Consider the following 16,442-nt stretch of genomic DNA (forward strand, 5'->3'; position numbering starts at 1 on the left):
AAGTTTATATTGTATCAAATTTTGCATTAGCTAAAACTAAAGCAAAAAGCACTTCTATATTATTTTTTTCTAAAATTTCTTTTGCTTCAAGCAAACTTAACCCAGTGGTAACAATATCATCAACTAAAATTACGGGGTATTTTGGAATTTTTTTAAGTTCGTATGATCTTTTATTTGTTTTTCTAAAATGCAAACTTTTACCGCTGTATTTTACTTGTGATTTTGCTTGCAAAGTGCAAAACATTGGTTTTATAAATTTTGTTTTTAAGTATTTTGCTAAAATAGCAGTATGAGAATAATCACCATAGGTTTTATCATCTAAAGCAATAACATTAATAAAATATGGTGGATTGAAAAAATTTCTAAATTTAGCAAAGCTTAATCTCGCTAATGCATGAAAAATAAAATATCCATAAAATCGATGCTTAGTATGCAATAAATGCTTTATATCATCATAATGATAAAAATAATAAACTTTCAATCCCCCTTCAAGTTTTCTTACACCCAAAGAATAATCTTGCAACTCTTCTTTACAATGAGTGCAAAAACTTACTAGGGAAAATTTATAACAATTATAACATCTCACAAAGAACTAATAATATCAGCAGCTTTATTTGCTACTTGTTTTATAAGAAGTTGAGTATAAAAAGGTAAATCATTGATTTTACTAAAACCTTTTACTTCTTGTTTTGTTTTAATATTGATTTTTTTATTAGTATTGATATCTTTAATCTCCAATTGACTAGCTATAATAGAAAAAAGAGACTTAGAATCAAATTTTGAATAAAAATCAACAAAACTTAAATCAACCCTTAAAATATATGGAGAATCTTGAGCACTATCTACTACCACAATACCTCTGTTTTTTAATTCTTCTTTTAAGAATATATAAAAATAATAATTAAAATTTTCATTGATATAGTAATTGTTTCCATTAGAAGTTGAAAATTTTAAATTTTCATCCAAATCATACACTCTATGTATATAAACTTTTTTCAAAGCAACACTTTTATCTATGGTTCTTTTATTAACACAATACTTAAGTCCCACATCGCTAATATAAGTTAAACCTTGAATTTTAGCCTCATAAGCTTTAGAATCTGAAGGATTGTAACATTGTGCTTGAATTTTAATTGTTTCATTAACTCTTGTTATGTTTTGAGTTTTAGAATTAACAGCACAAGCGCTAAAAAATAAAACAAATGCTAGAAAAAACACATTTTTTATCATTTTTTTTCCTTAAAATTAACATCTTTGATTTTTAATATTTAGCAAAAATTATACCAAAAAATAAAACACTTATTAGACTACTTTTTTACACATATAAATTTTCAAACCTGCAAAAAATATAAAATTTAAAACAAAATTCATCTATAATATGTTACAAAACTACAATTTTTATAAAAGGAGCTTTTTTCATAATGAAATTAAATACAAAAACGCTAATTGTTATAGCAGATTTAGTGCTTTTTATAGCTTTACTTTATTTTTCACCTTTTGGAGAAACAAAAGTAAATCAAGGTTTATCATTGCTTGTATTTATCGCTATACTTTGGCTTAGCGAAGCTTTACATGTTACAATTACAGCTATTTTAGTCCCTGTATTGGCTGCTATTTTAGGTTTATTACCTACGCCAAAAGCTTTAAGTGGATTTGCAGATTCAAATATCTTTTTATTTTTTGGCGGGTTTGCGTTAGCTGCTGCAATGCATCATCAAAAATTAGACAAAATGATCGCACATAAAATCCTTTCTTTAGCAAAAGGACATTTGGGATTATCAAGTTTATATATTTTCATCACTACTGCTTTTTTATCTATGTGGATGAGTAATACCGCAACAGCAGCCATGATGCTACCTTTGGCCATTGGAATGCTAGCTACTTTGGATCCAGAAAAAGATAGAAATACTTATGTTTTTGTTCTTTTAGGTATTGCATTTAGTGCAAGTATAGGTGGTATAGGAACTATAATTGGAACACCGCCAAATGCTATCGCTGCTACCCAACTTAACATCACTTTTGCACAATGGCTACAATATGGCATTCCTATTGTTTTAGTTTTCTTACCAGCTATGATTTTCATATTATATTTTGTATTTAAACCTAAATTTAATGCCCAAATTGATCTTCATACAGATTATGTAGAGCTTACTAGACCAAGAGTTACTACTTTAATTATATTTTTAGCAGTGGCATTAGCTTGGATTTTTAGCGGAAAAATCTCTCCTTTTATAGAGGCAACTTTTGGTTATAAAATAGCAAATCTTGATGCAATTATTGCTTTACTTGCTGCTATTTTGGTATGTGTTTTTAAAGTAATTGATTGGAAAAGTATCCAAAAAAATACCGACTGGGGTGTGTTGCTACTTTTTGGTGGCGGGATCACTCTAAGTGTTGTTTTAAGAGACTCAGGTGCTAGTAAAGTAATGGCTGATACAATCATTTCATTTATCGAAAATGGACATTTATTTATCATAGGATTAGTTGTAGCATTTTTTATAGTATTTTTGACCGAATTTACTTCTAATACCGCTTCAGCTGCTCTTTTGGTGCCATTATTTATTTCCATTGCAGAAACTTTAGGGGTGCCAGCTTTAGGACTTGCCTTAATCATAGCCATAGGAGCTTCTTGTGCATTTATGTTACCAGTTGCAACACCACCAAATGCCATAGTTTTTGGAACAGGACATATAAAACAACAAGAAATGGTTAAAGTTGGAATTATACTCAATGTATTTTGTTCAATTAGTATAGCTATTATTGCTTACTTCTTTTGGCTTTAATTTTTTAGTCCTTTTGGGCTAAAAAATTAATGTAACATTTTCCTACATTTTTGCAAGTAATCGTTTAAATTTATATTTTTATATAAAGCTTCTCTCATACAAATTCCAGCTAAATTTAAATCTTTTAAAAAACTTATAGTTTGTATATTAATTCCACCTATGGCATAAATTGGAATTTTAGATTGAAGTAAAATTTCTTGTAAATTTAAAATGCCTTTTGGGGTTAAATCTTGCTTGCATGAGCTAGGAAAAATATGACCATAAAAAGCATGATTAACATTATATTGATAGCTTTGTTTTAACTCTTGTTTAGAATGTATAGAAACTCCTATGTATTGAATTTTCTTACAAGTATATTTTTCATTTTTTAGAATTTGAAAAGGAGAATGAAAATATTGATGATTTAAACGCAAACACACATCATGATAAAAATGCAAAAAACAAATTTTATTATTTTTACTAAAAATTCTAAGAACTTCTTTAGCAAGCTCATAATATTCTGTTGCGTTTAAATGTTTTTCTCTAAGAACTAATGCATCAATAGAACTTTTACTTAATTTTTCAATAAAATTTAAAAAATCACCTTGTGTATTTTGACTATCACTAATTGCAATGATTTTTTTATCCCACATATATACTATCGCTCATTATAGCTTGTAAATTTTGATCTTTAAGCATTTTTAAAATTTCTTCTACACTTCTTAAATCAGAAATTTCAAACTGATCATCACCTTTTTTCAGACCTTGATGCTCGCCAACTCCCACACTAACTCCTGCACTCATTTTATTTGCGACTATTTTAATCACTGCATTTCTAAATTTAGCTTTTTCTCGCGTTGAAATAGTAATGCTTGCAAAAGGTAAAAATATTCTATACGCACACATTACCTGTAAAAGTCTTGTCTCATCTACATCATTAGGATTAATTTTTTTATTATTTATTATAGGACGAAGCCTTGGAACTGATAAAGAAATTTCAGCGTGTGGATATTTTTTTTGCAAAAAATAAGCATGTAAAGCAGTAGCATAAGCATCTTTTCTAAAATCATCAATACCAAGTAAAGTTCCAAAAGCAACCCCTCTCATACCAGCTTTTAAAGCTCTTTCTTGAGCATTAAATCTATACTCAAAAATACTTTTTTCGCCTTCTAAATGAATTTTAGAATATTTTTTTAGATTATAAGTTTCTTGATAAATACTCACATACTCGCAAGCATTTTCATGCAACAAAGCATATTCTTGCTCATTCATAGGATAAACCTCAACCCCAACTACTTGAAAATATTCTTTTGCTATCTTGCAAGCTTTAGCTATATACTCAACACTAGCATACTCTCTACCTTCACCTGTTAAAAGCAAAATTTCTTCTAAGCCACTTTTTTTGATTTCTTGCATTTCTTTGTGAATTTCATCTTCATTTAGCTTTGCTCTTTTAATCTTATTACCTTTTTGAAATCCACAATAAGTACATTTGCTATTACAATAATTTGAAAGATACAAAGGCGTAAAAAGATTAATAGAATTTCCAAAATGTTTTCGTGTAAGCTTTTGGGCTTTTTGTGCTATTTCTTCTATAAAATTTTCTGCAGCATTTGAAAGCAAAGCTTTAAAATCATCTAAAGTGCAATACTCATTATCCAAAGCTTTTTTAACTTCTTTAGCACCAAATTGACTTTGTTCATAAATGCTAGTTTCATTTAAAAGAGTTTGTAAAGTTTCACTTTGTATATCTTTTAAATGTATAAATTGCTTCAGTTTCAATCCCTTAAAAATCCAGTCAAAGGCGAACTAGCTTTTGCATCACTTATGCTAGCAATACCAGCTAAATAAGCGCTTCTTCCAGCTTCTATAGCCAAAGAAAATGCCTTTGCCATCTTAGCTATATCATTAGCTTCAGCTATAGCAGTATTTGCCATTATAGCACTCACTCCCATTTGCATAGCTTCACAAGCTTGAGATGGAGTTCCAATACCAGCATCTACTATTATAGGCAATGAAATTTCATTTAATAAAATCTGTATAAATTCTTTTGTTAATAAACCTTTATTGCTTCCTATAGGAGCACCAAGTGGCATTATAGCAGCAGCACCGGCTTGCTCTAGAGCTCTTGCAGCATATAAATCAGGATACATATAAACCAAAGGTGTAAAATTTTCCTTCACTAAAAGCTCTACAGCCTTTATACTTTCATAATTATCAGGCAATAAATATTTACTATCACTAATAATTTCAAGCTTTATCATATCACCACATCCAAGCTCTCTTGAAAGCTTTGCTATACGAAGTGCTTCATTAGCATTTCTAGCACCTGAAGTATTTGGCAAAAGCGTAATATTTTTTGGTATAAAATCAAGTATATTTTCACTTTTTGACATAGCTCTTCTTAAAGCAAGGGTTATGATTTCTACTTTTGCTTCATTTATAGCCGAACTTATAAGCTCTAGAGAAAATTTTCCAGATCCTAAAATAAAACGGGAATTAAACTCATACTTTCCTATTTTTAATTTATCCATTATTTTTACTCGCTAAAAGCTCTAAAACTAAATTTGCTTGATGAGCCGCACATATATTTACACGAGGCGCCATAAGTCCATTTCCTACTTTTGCTTCATTTTTTAAATCACCACAAACATAAAAATTATTTGCTATTTTTTTAGTTTGTATTTCATTACTATTTCCATATCCAGCCAAACCAGAACCACATATAAGAGGCTTTTGTGGATAAAATTTATGAAAATTTTGAGCTAAAATGGCTTTATATTTAGCACTATCAAAAGCTTCACAAACTATATCATCATCTACAAACAAATCTTTTATATTTTCTTTTTCTATTTTTAAAATTTGTGAAAAAACTTTTATAAAAGGATTTATTTTTAAAATTTGCTCTTTTAAAGCATCACTTTTAAATTTGCCTAAATCATCTATCATATAAGCTTGACGATTAAGATTGCTAGGTTCTACCACATCAAAATCTATCAAATGAAGTCTTCCTACACCACTACGAGCTAACATTATAGCTATATGAGAACCAAGACCACCAAGGCCACAAATAGCCACACTAGCTTTTTTTAAACTATCGTGTAATTTTGGAGTATGTCTTGCCCTCATCATAGCATCTAATGCTTCATAAGGAGGCATTTTATTTTTTTCTATGCAAAAAAGTTCATCATTTTCATTTAAATTTAATCTTTCTTTAGTGGCAAAACCATTAACTATCCAAACATCATTTTCATTTTTACTCACACTTTTAAAAAAATCTAAAGTATTATCAAAATTTGTATTTATTTTTTTGCCATTAAATTTTATATTCATCAACCACCACCAACAAAAGTTACAATTTCTGCTTTATCATTTTCTTTTAAAATTAAATTTTCAAATTTATCTCTTGAAATAATTTCTCCATTTAATTCTAAAGCAATAAATTCTATTTTATAACCTTTTTCATTTAAAAAATCCATAAATTTAAGCTCTTTAAGCTCAAATTCTTCTCCATTAATGACCATTTAAAGCCTTTTATTTCTAATCAAAATTCTCTATCAAATCTTTAAAAACTAAATATAATTTTTCGCACTCTTCTATGCTAACTCTTTCATCTATGGCATGGATTGTATCATTGCAAACTCCAAATTCCACTACATCTATACCAAATTCAGCAAAATATCTTGCATCACTAGTGCCACCTTTGGTGTTAAGCTCAGGGACTACTTGAGTGATTTTTTGCACGCTTTGATTTAAAATTTGCACTATTTTAGAATTTATATTTGTTAAAAAAGGCTTTGAACTTTGAGTTAAGCTAAGCTCATAATCAAGTCCTTCGCAAGTTTTTTCAACATATTTTTGAACATCTTCAAGAGTGGTTTGAGGTGAATTTCTAACATTAAACATCAATTTTAAATCATTTGGAGTCACATTGCTAACCTCCATACCACCTCTTATATCAGTTATAACTATCTTTGATGGTGAAAAAGCATCATCTCCTGGATCAAGATTAAAACCTGCTAAAAATTTCAAAACAGGGGCAAAATTATGTATAGGATTTATACATTTTTGCGGATAAGCTACATGCCCTTGCTTTCCTTTTATAAGCAATTTTCCATTTATAGAGCCACGACGACCTATTTTTATACTATCTCCAAATTTTTTATCACAAGTTGGCTCAGCAACGACGGCAAAATCTGGCAACATATCTTTTTCTTGCATAAATTTAAGCACTTCAAGCGTGCCATACTTTGCCTCGCCTTCTTCGTCGCTTGTTAAAATGAGTGAAATTCTTCCTTGAAATTTTTCTACTTCTTTTATGGCACATATAAAAGCAGCTAAGCCACTTTTCATATCTTGAGCACCTCTTGCATAGATAAAGCCATCTTTTTCTAAAGGATCAAATGGATCGCTGCTCCATCCATTGCCTGATGGAACTACATCTATATGCCCACCAAAAGCTAAATGCACACCATCTTCGCTAAATTTTTTAGTCAATAATAAATTTTTAACACCTTCTTTTTCTATGAAAAATGCTTCAAAATCACTAAGCTCAACTGCAATATAATTTAAAGCTCCATCATCATTTGGAGTGATGGATTTAAATTTGCATAATTCTTTAAAAAAATCTACTACTTGCATGTTTTATCCTATAAAAGCTTTATACAACAAAGAAAGAGCAAAATACTCTAAAATAACTGCTGAACCAAGATTGATATAAAAAATATGTTTATTTTTCACAAAAGACTTAAATTTATATACAAAAAATGACAAAGCAAAGATCCAAAATACGATAAACCCTACTAAACCAAAAAGCAAGGCAAAAGAATTTTTACTTTGCACACTAAGTCCAGCCACACTCACCCAAAATCCTATCACATAAGGATTTGTTAAATTTAAAAAAAATCCTTTTGCAAAACCCTTTGCAGGATGAATGCTATGAATTTGGCTTAAATTGACTTTTTTAGTTTTTTTAAGCATTAAAAATACCATATAACTTAAAAAGAAAAAACCAAAAACAGCTAGTATTTTATAAAAAATTTCATTATTTGCAAAACTTAAAACACCAAAATTGATTAAAATTAAAAAAAGTATATCAGCACTTAATGCTCCAAGCCCTATACAAAAAGCACTTTTAAAAGAAGATAAAGCAGTATTTAAAATCAAAATATTTACAGGCCCAAAAGGAACTGATACTGCCATACCTAAAATAATACCATTTAAAACAATCTCTAACATTTTTTCTTAGCCTAAAAATTTTTTAAAAGACTAACAAAAAGTATTTAAATTTAAGTTTTAAATTAAAAACTTAAATTTATAATCTTATCTTTGGTAACAAAAAATATTTTATAACCTCACCACCTTAGCACCAAAACCACCTTGATTAATAGGAGCATCATTAAAGCTTTTTACGCTTTTGTGGGCTTTTAAAAATTCTTTTACTGCAAAAGCAAGTTTTCCTGTGCCTATACCATGATAGATTATCACCTCATCAAAACCAGCTATTAAAGCATCAGAAATAAATTTATCAAGTCTATCTAGCGCCTCATCACTTCTAAGACCATGTAAATCCAAAGTCATACTCAAAGCACTTGGTCTAGTGATATTAATACTTGATTTTGGTTTTTGCATAGGTGTATGGTTGGTTTTTTTAAGCAGCTTTAGTGGCACACGCAAATTTAAACCATCGCTTTGAATGATCGCATCATTTTTAGAAATAGCTGTAATTTTACCTTTGATTTTTTCATATTTTACAAAGTCTCCAACCCTAAGCTCATCATTTTGCTCCATACTTGGCAAAATAATGCTTTTTTTAAGCTCATTGGCTTTATTTAAACTTCTTTGTTTTTCTTTGATATCTTTAAGATTAATGGTTTTTTTAGCTTCTTCTATGGCTTTGTGGTATTTAAATTCCAAATTAGAAATGATTTTTTTAAATTCTTGCTCATTTTTTTCTTTTTGATCTTTTAAAGAAGTTAAAATTTCATCTACCTTTACTTCTTTTTTCTCAAGCTCTTCGTTTTTTTTACGCAAACTAAGCTCAAGATTGATATTTTTACTCACCATTTCTTCTAAATTTTCTTTATCTTCTCCATAAAGTTTTTTTGCATTTTGCACTAAATTTGCACTTATGCCATATCTTAAAGCTGTTTCAAACGCATAAGATTTTCCTATGGTGCCTTTTAAAAATTCATATTTTGGACGAGAAAGCTCTTCATCATACAAAGCTGCTATAAGCTCAACTTGCTCATTTTTTGCCAAAAGCATCGCAAGGCGTTTATGATGAGTAGTGATGATGATTTTATTATCTTGCTCTAAAAATTTTATAATCAATTCATTATACAAACACGCTGCTTCTTCAAAATCTGTCCCAAGTTCTATTTCATCTATGCCTAGTAAGAGATGTTTTTTGCCTAAAAGTTTAGAAAAATGCAACATTCTTCCTGCAAAGGTAGAAATATCATTTTTTACATTTTGCGGGTCTTCTAAAATCGCATCAAATTCTTTAAAATTTCCTATTTGACTTTTTTGAGAATTAATTTTCATAGGAAGAAGATACTTAGCAAGTAAAGCTGCGCTTAAAATTCCTTTTAAAAGCATAGACTTTCCACCTGCATTTACCCCTGTGATAATTAAAACTTTTTTATTAAATTCCAAATTCACACTTTTTGCATTTTTTAAAGCAGGATGAGCAAAATCATATAAATTTAAATTTGTAGAATTATCCGCTAAAATAAACTCATAATCATTTTTTTTAGCCATTAAAACTCTAGCACTATAATGATCAAACAAATCAAAAGCATTGTTTATAAATTTTAAAAACAATAAATTTTTATGAAAAATTAAACTAATTTTTTTAGCATACTCATAATAAATTTCTTCTTTGGCATTTTCAATCTCATCAATTTGACTTTGAATTTTTTCCACACTCAAAGGCACTACATAAAAGCCTCCACCGCTACTTCTACCTATAATCTTAGCTTTTAATGTATGGTTAAATCCTCCACGCACAAGCAAAGCTTCCATACCATTTATCAAATGAATTTGCGTATCTATAAGATAAGGAGTTAAATTTTTAATATAAGTGAGTTTTTTAAACTCAGCTGTTAAACTTTCTTTTTTGAGCTTTAAAGAAAGATTTAAATTTATAAGTCTTTCATCTATGCTTTCTTTTATTTGACCTTTTTCATCAAAATATTCAAAAAGCTCTGTGATAACTTGTGGAATTTCTATCTTTAAAAGCCATTCTTTTAAACTTTCTTCAAATTTTAAACCCTTTAAATACCTAAAGTACATACAAATTTTAATCAATTCAAAGCTTTGATCTAAGTGTAAAATTCCTTGTTTGCTAAGATGAGTTAAGGCTGTATTTAGATTGCTTATACTAGGTGGTGAGGTAAAATCTATCTTGCAAAGCTCATCAATCCTTTTAAAATGCAATTTGCTATCACCTTGCAAAAAAACATCTTTATCTCTTGCGAAAAAATTTTTAAATTCAGCTATATAAGAATCTAAATCTAATTTTTTAAAAAGCTCTTGTGTCATTGTAGATTGCAATCTTTAATATCAAAAACCAAAGCTTTAAAATCTTTATTTTTACCATTAGAAACAAAGCTTTGCGTGCCATGTTCAAAATTAAAAAATTCTTTGCTTACATTCATATCTTGACATTTTAAAATTTGACCTTGTAAAAAAGCATTTAGCATTTCTTTTTTAACAATCCCACTCCTTGTAGCACTAAGCTCAAATTTAACAGCAAAAACTATAGCTAAAATCAATACTATAGCTAAAAGATAATTACTAATTTTTCCAATTTTTTTCCTCAAAAATGCAAAAAAAAGTAAAATCATAAAAAAAGCTAATATATATAAAAAAATTTTAAACATATTTACCTCTAAGTTTTACGCTAATATCTCCTGCACCAAAGCCAATTACCAAGCCACTATCTAATAAAATTTCATCAAGATAAATGGCATTTTGCTCTCTTTTGATATCTTTTATAAAATGTGCATTTGGAAAATATTTTTGCATATTTATGTCTATTTTAGCTTCACCTGCTGCATATACAGGTAAGATATATAATTCATCAACGCAAGATAACACTTGACTAAAATACTCCACATTCGCACTCAAACGAGTATAACGATGTGGTTCAAAAATAGCTATAAGCTTTTTATATCCAGCTAAATTTGCATATTCTTTAGCTGCTTTTAGCGTGGTTTTGATTTCTGTTGGATGATGACCATAATCATCTATTAAAGCCATCTTTTCATTAGCAAATAAAATATCAAATCTTTTTTTAATGCCTTGATAATTTTGCAAATTTGTTCGAATTTGATCCGTGCTTAAAAATTCACTTGCAGCTAAAATAGCCAAAGAAGCATCAAGCGCTACATGCTCTCCCATACCACAAACACCAAATTCTCCAAAATCTTTTAACTCAAAATGAATTTTAGGTTTAAAATTTTCTACACTCATACGGATATTTTTAATGTCTTTGCTTGGATATAATTTTTTACAATTAGACAAATTCAATTTTGCTAAAAATTCATCTTCAGCATTGATAACTTGAATTTTAGATAAATTTAAAAAATCCTCATAAGCTTTGTGCAATCTAGCAAGATCATTTCCATAATGATCTAAATGTTCTGCTTCGACATTGGTTACGATAGCCAAATAAGGATTTGAATTTAAAAAAGAGCTATCGCTCTCATCAGCTTCAAAAATGATATTTTGGCTTTCTTTATAAAGCATATTGGTACCACTTTCTTTTAAAACTGCACCGATGATCACTGAAGCTTCTATTAAACTTGCTAAAATACTTGAAGTAGTGCTTTTACCATGAGCTCCTGCCACTGCAAAAACTCTTTTATCTTTTAAAATCATAGGCAAAGCTTCTTTTCTTGAAAGAGTAGAAATGTTTTGTTCTTTTGCGCTTAATAATTCTTCGTTATCTTCTTTAATAGCTGCTGAATACACCACTAAATCCACATTTTTAACATTATCTTTATGATGTGGAATTTTTATGCTGATCCCTTCTTTTTCTAATTCTTTTGTGGTTTTGCTTTCTTTTATATCAGAACCGCTAATTTCAAAGCCTTGCTCTTTTAAAAATCTAGCCAATGCTGAAATACCTATACCACCTATACCTATGAAATGAATTTTTTGCATTCTTGCCTCAAGTATTCAATATAAGGTAAGAATTTTATCATTTATTTACTAAAATTAAAATATAAAAAGCTTTCAAAGGTAAATCTAATCATTATTTTTAGTTTTTAAATTAATAAGTCTATAATTTAATTGTTTTTGAAAAAATTCTTTATAGAGTTTTGAAAAATTTCTATGATACTCATCTGCCTTAAAAGCTTTGTTTGTGTCTTTCAAACTAGTATTATTTTCAAAATAATAGCCATTAACTCCATCATACACTCCATTTTTATCTATCCATACAAGCTCATTAAAGCCAAATTCTAATCTCTCATCTTTGATAGGTGCTAACATATTTCTTCCACCTAAGCTTAAATATTTTGTATTATTAAGAGTAAGGTTATAAAGCGTCGGGAGTATATCTTTATGAGAACCTATGCGATTTTGATCATAATAGATATCATTTTTTAAATCATCAGGAATATACAAATAAAAAGGAACACTATAAGCAAAAGCTTTTTGAAAATTCATATCCATATTAATATCTCTAAATCTATGATCACCTGTAGCAGCAATAACAATATTTTCTTTAAATTTACTTTCTTTTATGTGATCTAAAAAAATTCCAAATTCATCATTTGCATATACATAAGCATTTAAAGCATCTATAGGATTATCAATAATAAATTGATTTAAGAATTTTTCATCTAAAGTCGTTTCGCTAAATAATTCTTTTTTGCTTTTATGTATATAAGGTCTATGAGTGGAAATACTAAGAGATATAACAAAAGTAGGACTTTTAGCGTTTTCAAAAATAGAATATATTTTTTTATACATAAATTCATCAGCTATGCCGTATTTATGCTTTGTTTTTTTAGCTTGTGGGAAATCTTGCATTAGTGTATTTTCATCTATAATTTCATCTACTCCCTGATTTATAAAATAATTTCCAAGATTATACCAAGAAGAATTTCCACTATAAACAAAGATTATTTTATATCCTGCATTTTTGTAAATTTGTAAAGGAGTATAAGATAAAATTTCTTTTTGATATTTACCATTAGAAATAGTATATGGGCTTAAAAATACCAAACGATTAAAACTTTCTATAGTATTATTTGCTCCTGATAAAAATCTTTTAAATACATAATCTTGCTTAAAATGTTTTTCTAAATTTCCTAAAAAATTATGTTTTTCATTACTAAAATCAAGCAAATTTAAACCAAAACTTTCCATAATATTTAAATAAATATGATTTTTTGCATGATATTTGTTTGTTAAAGTGGTATCAAACATAGGAAAAAGTGTTTCTTCTAAATGTTTTAATTGATTTATATCTACATTTTCAAATTCTTGTTGATTTTTATACTCTTTATAAGCCCAAGAAAAAGCCATTAAAGGATTGGTAGAAATTTCATTAAAAGCCTTTATAATACTAAATTCATAACTTGAAGCTCTTAATGCATTATAAGTAAAATGTCCTCTTAATGCCACAATATAAGCATAAACTAATAAAACATTTAACAAAATAAAAAATATCGTATTTATCCGTATATCTTTTAAATTTAGATTAAGAATCTTAGTATTAAGCCAAAAACAAAACCCGCTAAAAAATATAACTATAAACAAAACTTTGATAATAGGATAATCAGACAAAATTATAGACAATATGGCTCTAGTGTTATCATCTTTTAACCCAAAAATAAAAATATCAATCTTACTTGCATAAAGTTGGAAGTAATAATAATGTATAAAAGCAGAAATTAAAACAATAAAAGCTACAAAAGCTATATAAAAACTAGAAAGGTAAAAATAAAATTTAGCGATTACCCCCCCCCGTGATGCTATATTTATTTTTGAAAACAAAACCTATATAAGAAAGAAAACCACATAAAAACAAAGGTAAAAAAACTGCACTAAAAGTTCTCATATCATGACCTAAGCCATAAATATACACCATAAAAGAATTTTCACTTTCATTAGTCAAATTTTTCACCATAAAAAATCTAACAAAAGCAAAAATTCCCATAAAAATAAAACTAAAAGAAAGAATTTGTAATAAAATTTTTCTCATGTATTTTTCCTTAAAAAATAATTTGTAGTAATAAAGAAAAAATTATAAATATTTTAATTTTCAAAATTTTTATTTATCTTATCAAAAGCCCATAAAGCTCTAGCTTCGTTTGCTTTGGCTACTTGTACTACTAGCATTTCTTCTTTATCACCTAATTGCTCTTGTAGCTGTCCAAAAGCATCGATAAAAAAGCTGTCGCCATAAAATTTCCACTCATTTTCTTGTTTTAAATTTCCTATGCGATTTACTCTTAAAATATTAGTAGAATTTAAAAAAGCTCTAGTTTTTAATAATTCCAGCCATCTTTGATTGCTCTCAAAAGTGCTAGCTGTAGGAATGATAACTAAATCAATCTTTTTTTTCATAATCATTTGCCAAAACACATCAAAATGTGCTTCAAAGCCAAAAAGTAAAGCACATTTTAATTTTTCATGCATAAAAATAAAAAGTTTTAATTTCTCGCTCTTTTTGTTGTTAAAAAATTTATCCTCATTCCAATGTGCATAAGGCATTAAAATTTGTTGTTCGTATGATTTTATACTTTGTGGGCTTACTTTCAAGCAAAGCTTTTTTAAGCCATTATTTTCAACGCTTATAAAGGGTGCTATGATAGTTAAGTCATATTTTTTAGAAAGCTTAATTAAGCTTTCTTTTTTACTCTCGCTTTGTTCTTTAATCATACTTTTTGGCATATTTTGTAGTTCTATAAAAAAACTATTTAAAACATACTCACCTAAAACAACCAAATTTGCACCGCTTTCCTTGGCTGCTTTTAAATAATAATCTAATCTTGATTCACTTAAGGCTAAAGTAGGAAATTGTAAAGCAACTACACTACTCATCAATTTGCTCTATTTCTAATTTAGCTTTTTCTAAAAGCTCTCTTGCTGCTTGGATATTCTTTAAACCATCTTTGTAAATTTCCACACAAGTTTGAAGCTTTAAATCTTTATCGTTAAGTTTTTCTAAAGATTCTTCAGCTTGTTTGATATAATCTTCAAATTCCATCAATTACTCACTTTGTAATTTGGTGCTTCAGCGGTAATTGTAACATCATGCACATGACTTTCCTTTAAACCTGCTGCGGTAATTTCTACAAATTCAGCCTTTTCTTGGAAATCTTTAATACTTGGAGCACCTACATAACCCATAGAAGATCTAAGACCGCCTAAAAGTTGATGGATAACATTTTTCATACTTCCTACATAAGGAACCCTTCCTTCAATACCTTCTGGCACTAGTTTATCTTGTGCTGTGCCTTCTTGAAAATATCTATCTGAACTTCCTTTTTGCATAGCACCTAAACTTCCCATACCACGATAAGATTTATATTGTCTTCCTTGATAAGTAAAAAGTTCCCCTGGACTCTCATCAGTTCCTGCTAAAAGCGAACCTATCATCACACTACTTGCACCTGCTGCGATAGCTTTTGCTATATCACCTGAGTATTTTATGCCCCCATCAGCGATTACTGGCACTCCATATTTATTAGCCTCTATAGCGCACTCATCAATAGCTGAAATTTGAGGTACACCTACACCTGATACAATGCGTGTAGTGCAAATACTACCTGGCCCTATACCGATTTTTATCGCATCAGCACCTGCTTCACACAAGTCTTTTACAGCTTTTGCACTAGCAACATTTCCTACAATCACATCTACTTTAAATTCAGCCTTAATAGCCTTTAAAGTATCAATAATGCCTTTAGAATGTCCATGAGCACTATCCATTACAATCACATCTACTTCAGCTTCTACTAAAGCTCTCACACGATCAATTTGCCCTACACCAACTGCTGCTGCTACTCTTAATCTTCCATAAGAATCTTTATTTGAATTAGGATATTCTTTGCGTTTTTTAAGATCTTTTATGGTGATTAAACCCTCTAAATGATTATTTTCATCAACAATTGGAAGTTTTTCGACTTTATTGGTTGAAAAAATTCTTTCAGCATCATCTAAAGTAGAGCCTTTTTTAGCAGTGATTAAAGGCATTTTTGTCATTACATTTTCAACTAAATTATCAAAATTGGTTTCAAATCTTAAATCACGATTGGTTAAAATTCCTATTAAAATTTTATTTTCATCTACCACAGGAACTCCAGAAATTCTATATTCTGCCATAAGTTCTAATACTTCTTTTACACTTGCTTTAGCATCGATGTAAATAGGATCTATAATCACCCCGCTTTCGCTTTTTTTAACTCTTTTTACTTCCCTAACTTGAGAAGCTATATCCATATTTTTATGAATAACTCCTATGCCACCAAGTCTAGCCATCATGATAGCAGCTCTATGCTCGGTTACTGTATCCATTGCTGCTGAAATCAAAGGCATATTTAAAGTAATATTTTTAGTTAATTTGGTTTTAATATCTACTTCTTTTGGTAATACCTCTGAGTATTGAGGGACTAATAAAACATCTTCAAAAGTTAAAGCGCGTTTAAGAATTCTCAT

The 16,442-nt window shown here is 28.7% G+C and carries 18 protein-coding genes; 1 reads left to right on the forward strand and 17 read right to left on the reverse strand.

All coding sequences use genetic code 11. From position 1 onward, the window contains the following. Window positions 1-4: 4 nt before the first annotated feature. Both CVOLT_RS05660 and mapA read right to left on the reverse strand, forming a co-directional pair. Complete coding sequence (locus tag CVOLT_RS05660) at window positions 5-586, reverse strand: ComF family protein (protein WP_039665844.1); 582 nt, start codon at window positions 584-586, stop codon at window positions 5-7. Continuing rightward, window positions 583-1,230 (reverse strand): outer membrane lipoprotein MapA, encoded by a 648-nt coding sequence (mapA, locus tag CVOLT_RS05665; protein ID WP_039665845.1) that lies wholly within the window; start codon window positions 1,228-1,230, stop codon window positions 583-585. The genes CVOLT_RS05660 and mapA overlap by 4 nt, the downstream gene beginning before the upstream one ends. A gap of 191 nt (window positions 1,231-1,421) precedes the next feature. Between mapA and CVOLT_RS05670 the strand changes: the two genes are divergently transcribed. Then, window positions 1,422-2,783, forward strand: coding sequence for a DASS family sodium-coupled anion symporter (locus CVOLT_RS05670; protein WP_039665846.1), 1,362 nt, complete (start codon window positions 1,422-1,424; stop codon window positions 2,781-2,783). Window positions 2,784-2,809: 26 nt separating this feature from the next. Here the strand turns inward: CVOLT_RS05670 and CVOLT_RS05675 are convergent, their stop codons facing one another. The 15 genes from CVOLT_RS05675 to guaB form a co-directional block, all read right to left on the reverse strand. Continuing rightward, window positions 2,810-3,415, reverse strand: a complete 606-nt coding sequence (locus tag CVOLT_RS05675; RefSeq protein WP_039665847.1) for a thiamine phosphate synthase — start codon at window positions 3,413-3,415, stop codon at window positions 2,810-2,812. Next, complete coding sequence (thiH, locus tag CVOLT_RS05680) at window positions 3,405-4,544, reverse strand: 2-iminoacetate synthase ThiH (protein WP_235362396.1); 1,140 nt, start codon at window positions 4,542-4,544, stop codon at window positions 3,405-3,407. Before thiH ends, CVOLT_RS05675 begins: the two co-directional genes overlap by 11 nt. Next, a complete protein-coding gene (locus tag CVOLT_RS05685) occupies window positions 4,541-5,296 on the reverse strand; it encodes a thiazole synthase (RefSeq protein WP_039665848.1) in 756 nt (251 codons plus the stop codon). Before CVOLT_RS05685 ends, thiH begins: the two co-directional genes overlap by 4 nt. After that, window positions 5,289-6,095, reverse strand: a complete 807-nt coding sequence (gene thiF, locus CVOLT_RS05690; protein WP_039665849.1) for a thiamine biosynthesis protein ThiF — start codon at window positions 6,093-6,095, stop codon at window positions 5,289-5,291. Before thiF ends, CVOLT_RS05685 begins: the two co-directional genes overlap by 8 nt. Then, complete coding sequence (gene thiS, locus CVOLT_RS05695) at window positions 6,095-6,286, reverse strand: sulfur carrier protein ThiS (protein ID WP_039665850.1); 192 nt, start codon at window positions 6,284-6,286, stop codon at window positions 6,095-6,097. Before thiS ends, thiF begins: the two co-directional genes overlap by 1 nt. 16 nt (window positions 6,287-6,302) lie before the next feature. Beyond that, window positions 6,303-7,403: a succinyl-diaminopimelate desuccinylase gene (gene dapE / locus CVOLT_RS05700; protein ID WP_039665851.1), complete on the reverse strand. Its 1,101-nt coding sequence runs from the start codon at window positions 7,401-7,403 to the stop codon at window positions 6,303-6,305. Between the two features lie 3 nt (window positions 7,404-7,406). Continuing rightward, window positions 7,407-8,000 carry a LysE family transporter gene (locus tag CVOLT_RS05705; protein WP_039665852.1) on the reverse strand — a complete coding sequence of 198 codons (594 nt, stop codon included), beginning with the start codon at window positions 7,998-8,000 and terminating at the stop codon, window positions 7,407-7,409. A 108-nt stretch (window positions 8,001-8,108) separates the two neighbouring features. Continuing rightward, window positions 8,109-10,307 carry an endonuclease MutS2 gene (locus CVOLT_RS05710; protein WP_039665853.1) on the reverse strand — a complete coding sequence of 733 codons (2,199 nt, stop codon included), beginning with the start codon at window positions 10,305-10,307 and terminating at the stop codon, window positions 8,109-8,111. Next, window positions 10,304-10,648, reverse strand: a complete 345-nt coding sequence (locus CVOLT_RS05715; protein WP_039665854.1) for a hypothetical protein — start codon at window positions 10,646-10,648, stop codon at window positions 10,304-10,306. The genes CVOLT_RS05710 and CVOLT_RS05715 overlap by 4 nt, the downstream gene beginning before the upstream one ends. Next, the gene (gene murC, locus CVOLT_RS05720; protein WP_039665855.1) at window positions 10,641-11,933 is read right to left on the reverse strand and encodes a UDP-N-acetylmuramate--L-alanine ligase; all 1,293 of its coding nucleotides are present in this window, start codon (window positions 11,931-11,933) and stop codon (window positions 10,641-10,643) included. Before murC ends, CVOLT_RS05715 begins: the two co-directional genes overlap by 8 nt. 84 nt (window positions 11,934-12,017) lie before the next feature. Continuing rightward, window positions 12,018-13,538, reverse strand: coding sequence for an LTA synthase family protein (locus CVOLT_RS05725; RefSeq protein ID WP_483398690.1), 1,521 nt, complete (start codon window positions 13,536-13,538; stop codon window positions 12,018-12,020). A 190-nt stretch (window positions 13,539-13,728) separates the two neighbouring features. Continuing rightward, window positions 13,729-13,983 carry a hypothetical protein gene (locus CVOLT_RS05730; protein WP_039665856.1) on the reverse strand — a complete coding sequence of 85 codons (255 nt, stop codon included), beginning with the start codon at window positions 13,981-13,983 and terminating at the stop codon, window positions 13,729-13,731. Between the two features lie 53 nt (window positions 13,984-14,036). After that, a complete protein-coding gene (locus tag CVOLT_RS05735; RefSeq protein ID WP_039665857.1) occupies window positions 14,037-14,825 on the reverse strand; it encodes a carbon-nitrogen hydrolase family protein in 789 nt (262 codons plus the stop codon). Beyond that, window positions 14,818-14,991 carry an exodeoxyribonuclease VII small subunit gene (locus CVOLT_RS05740; protein WP_039665858.1) on the reverse strand — a complete coding sequence of 58 codons (174 nt, stop codon included), beginning with the start codon at window positions 14,989-14,991 and terminating at the stop codon, window positions 14,818-14,820. The genes CVOLT_RS05735 and CVOLT_RS05740 overlap by 8 nt, the downstream gene beginning before the upstream one ends. After that, the gene (gene guaB / locus CVOLT_RS05745; protein WP_039665859.1) at window positions 14,991-16,442 is read right to left on the reverse strand and encodes an IMP dehydrogenase; all 1,452 of its coding nucleotides are present in this window, start codon (window positions 16,440-16,442) and stop codon (window positions 14,991-14,993) included. The genes CVOLT_RS05740 and guaB overlap by 1 nt, the downstream gene beginning before the upstream one ends.

The sequence above is a fragment of the Campylobacter volucris genome, assembly GCF_008245045.1.
Taxonomy (GTDB): Bacteria; Campylobacterota; Campylobacteria; order Campylobacterales; family Campylobacteraceae; genus Campylobacter_D; species Campylobacter_D volucris.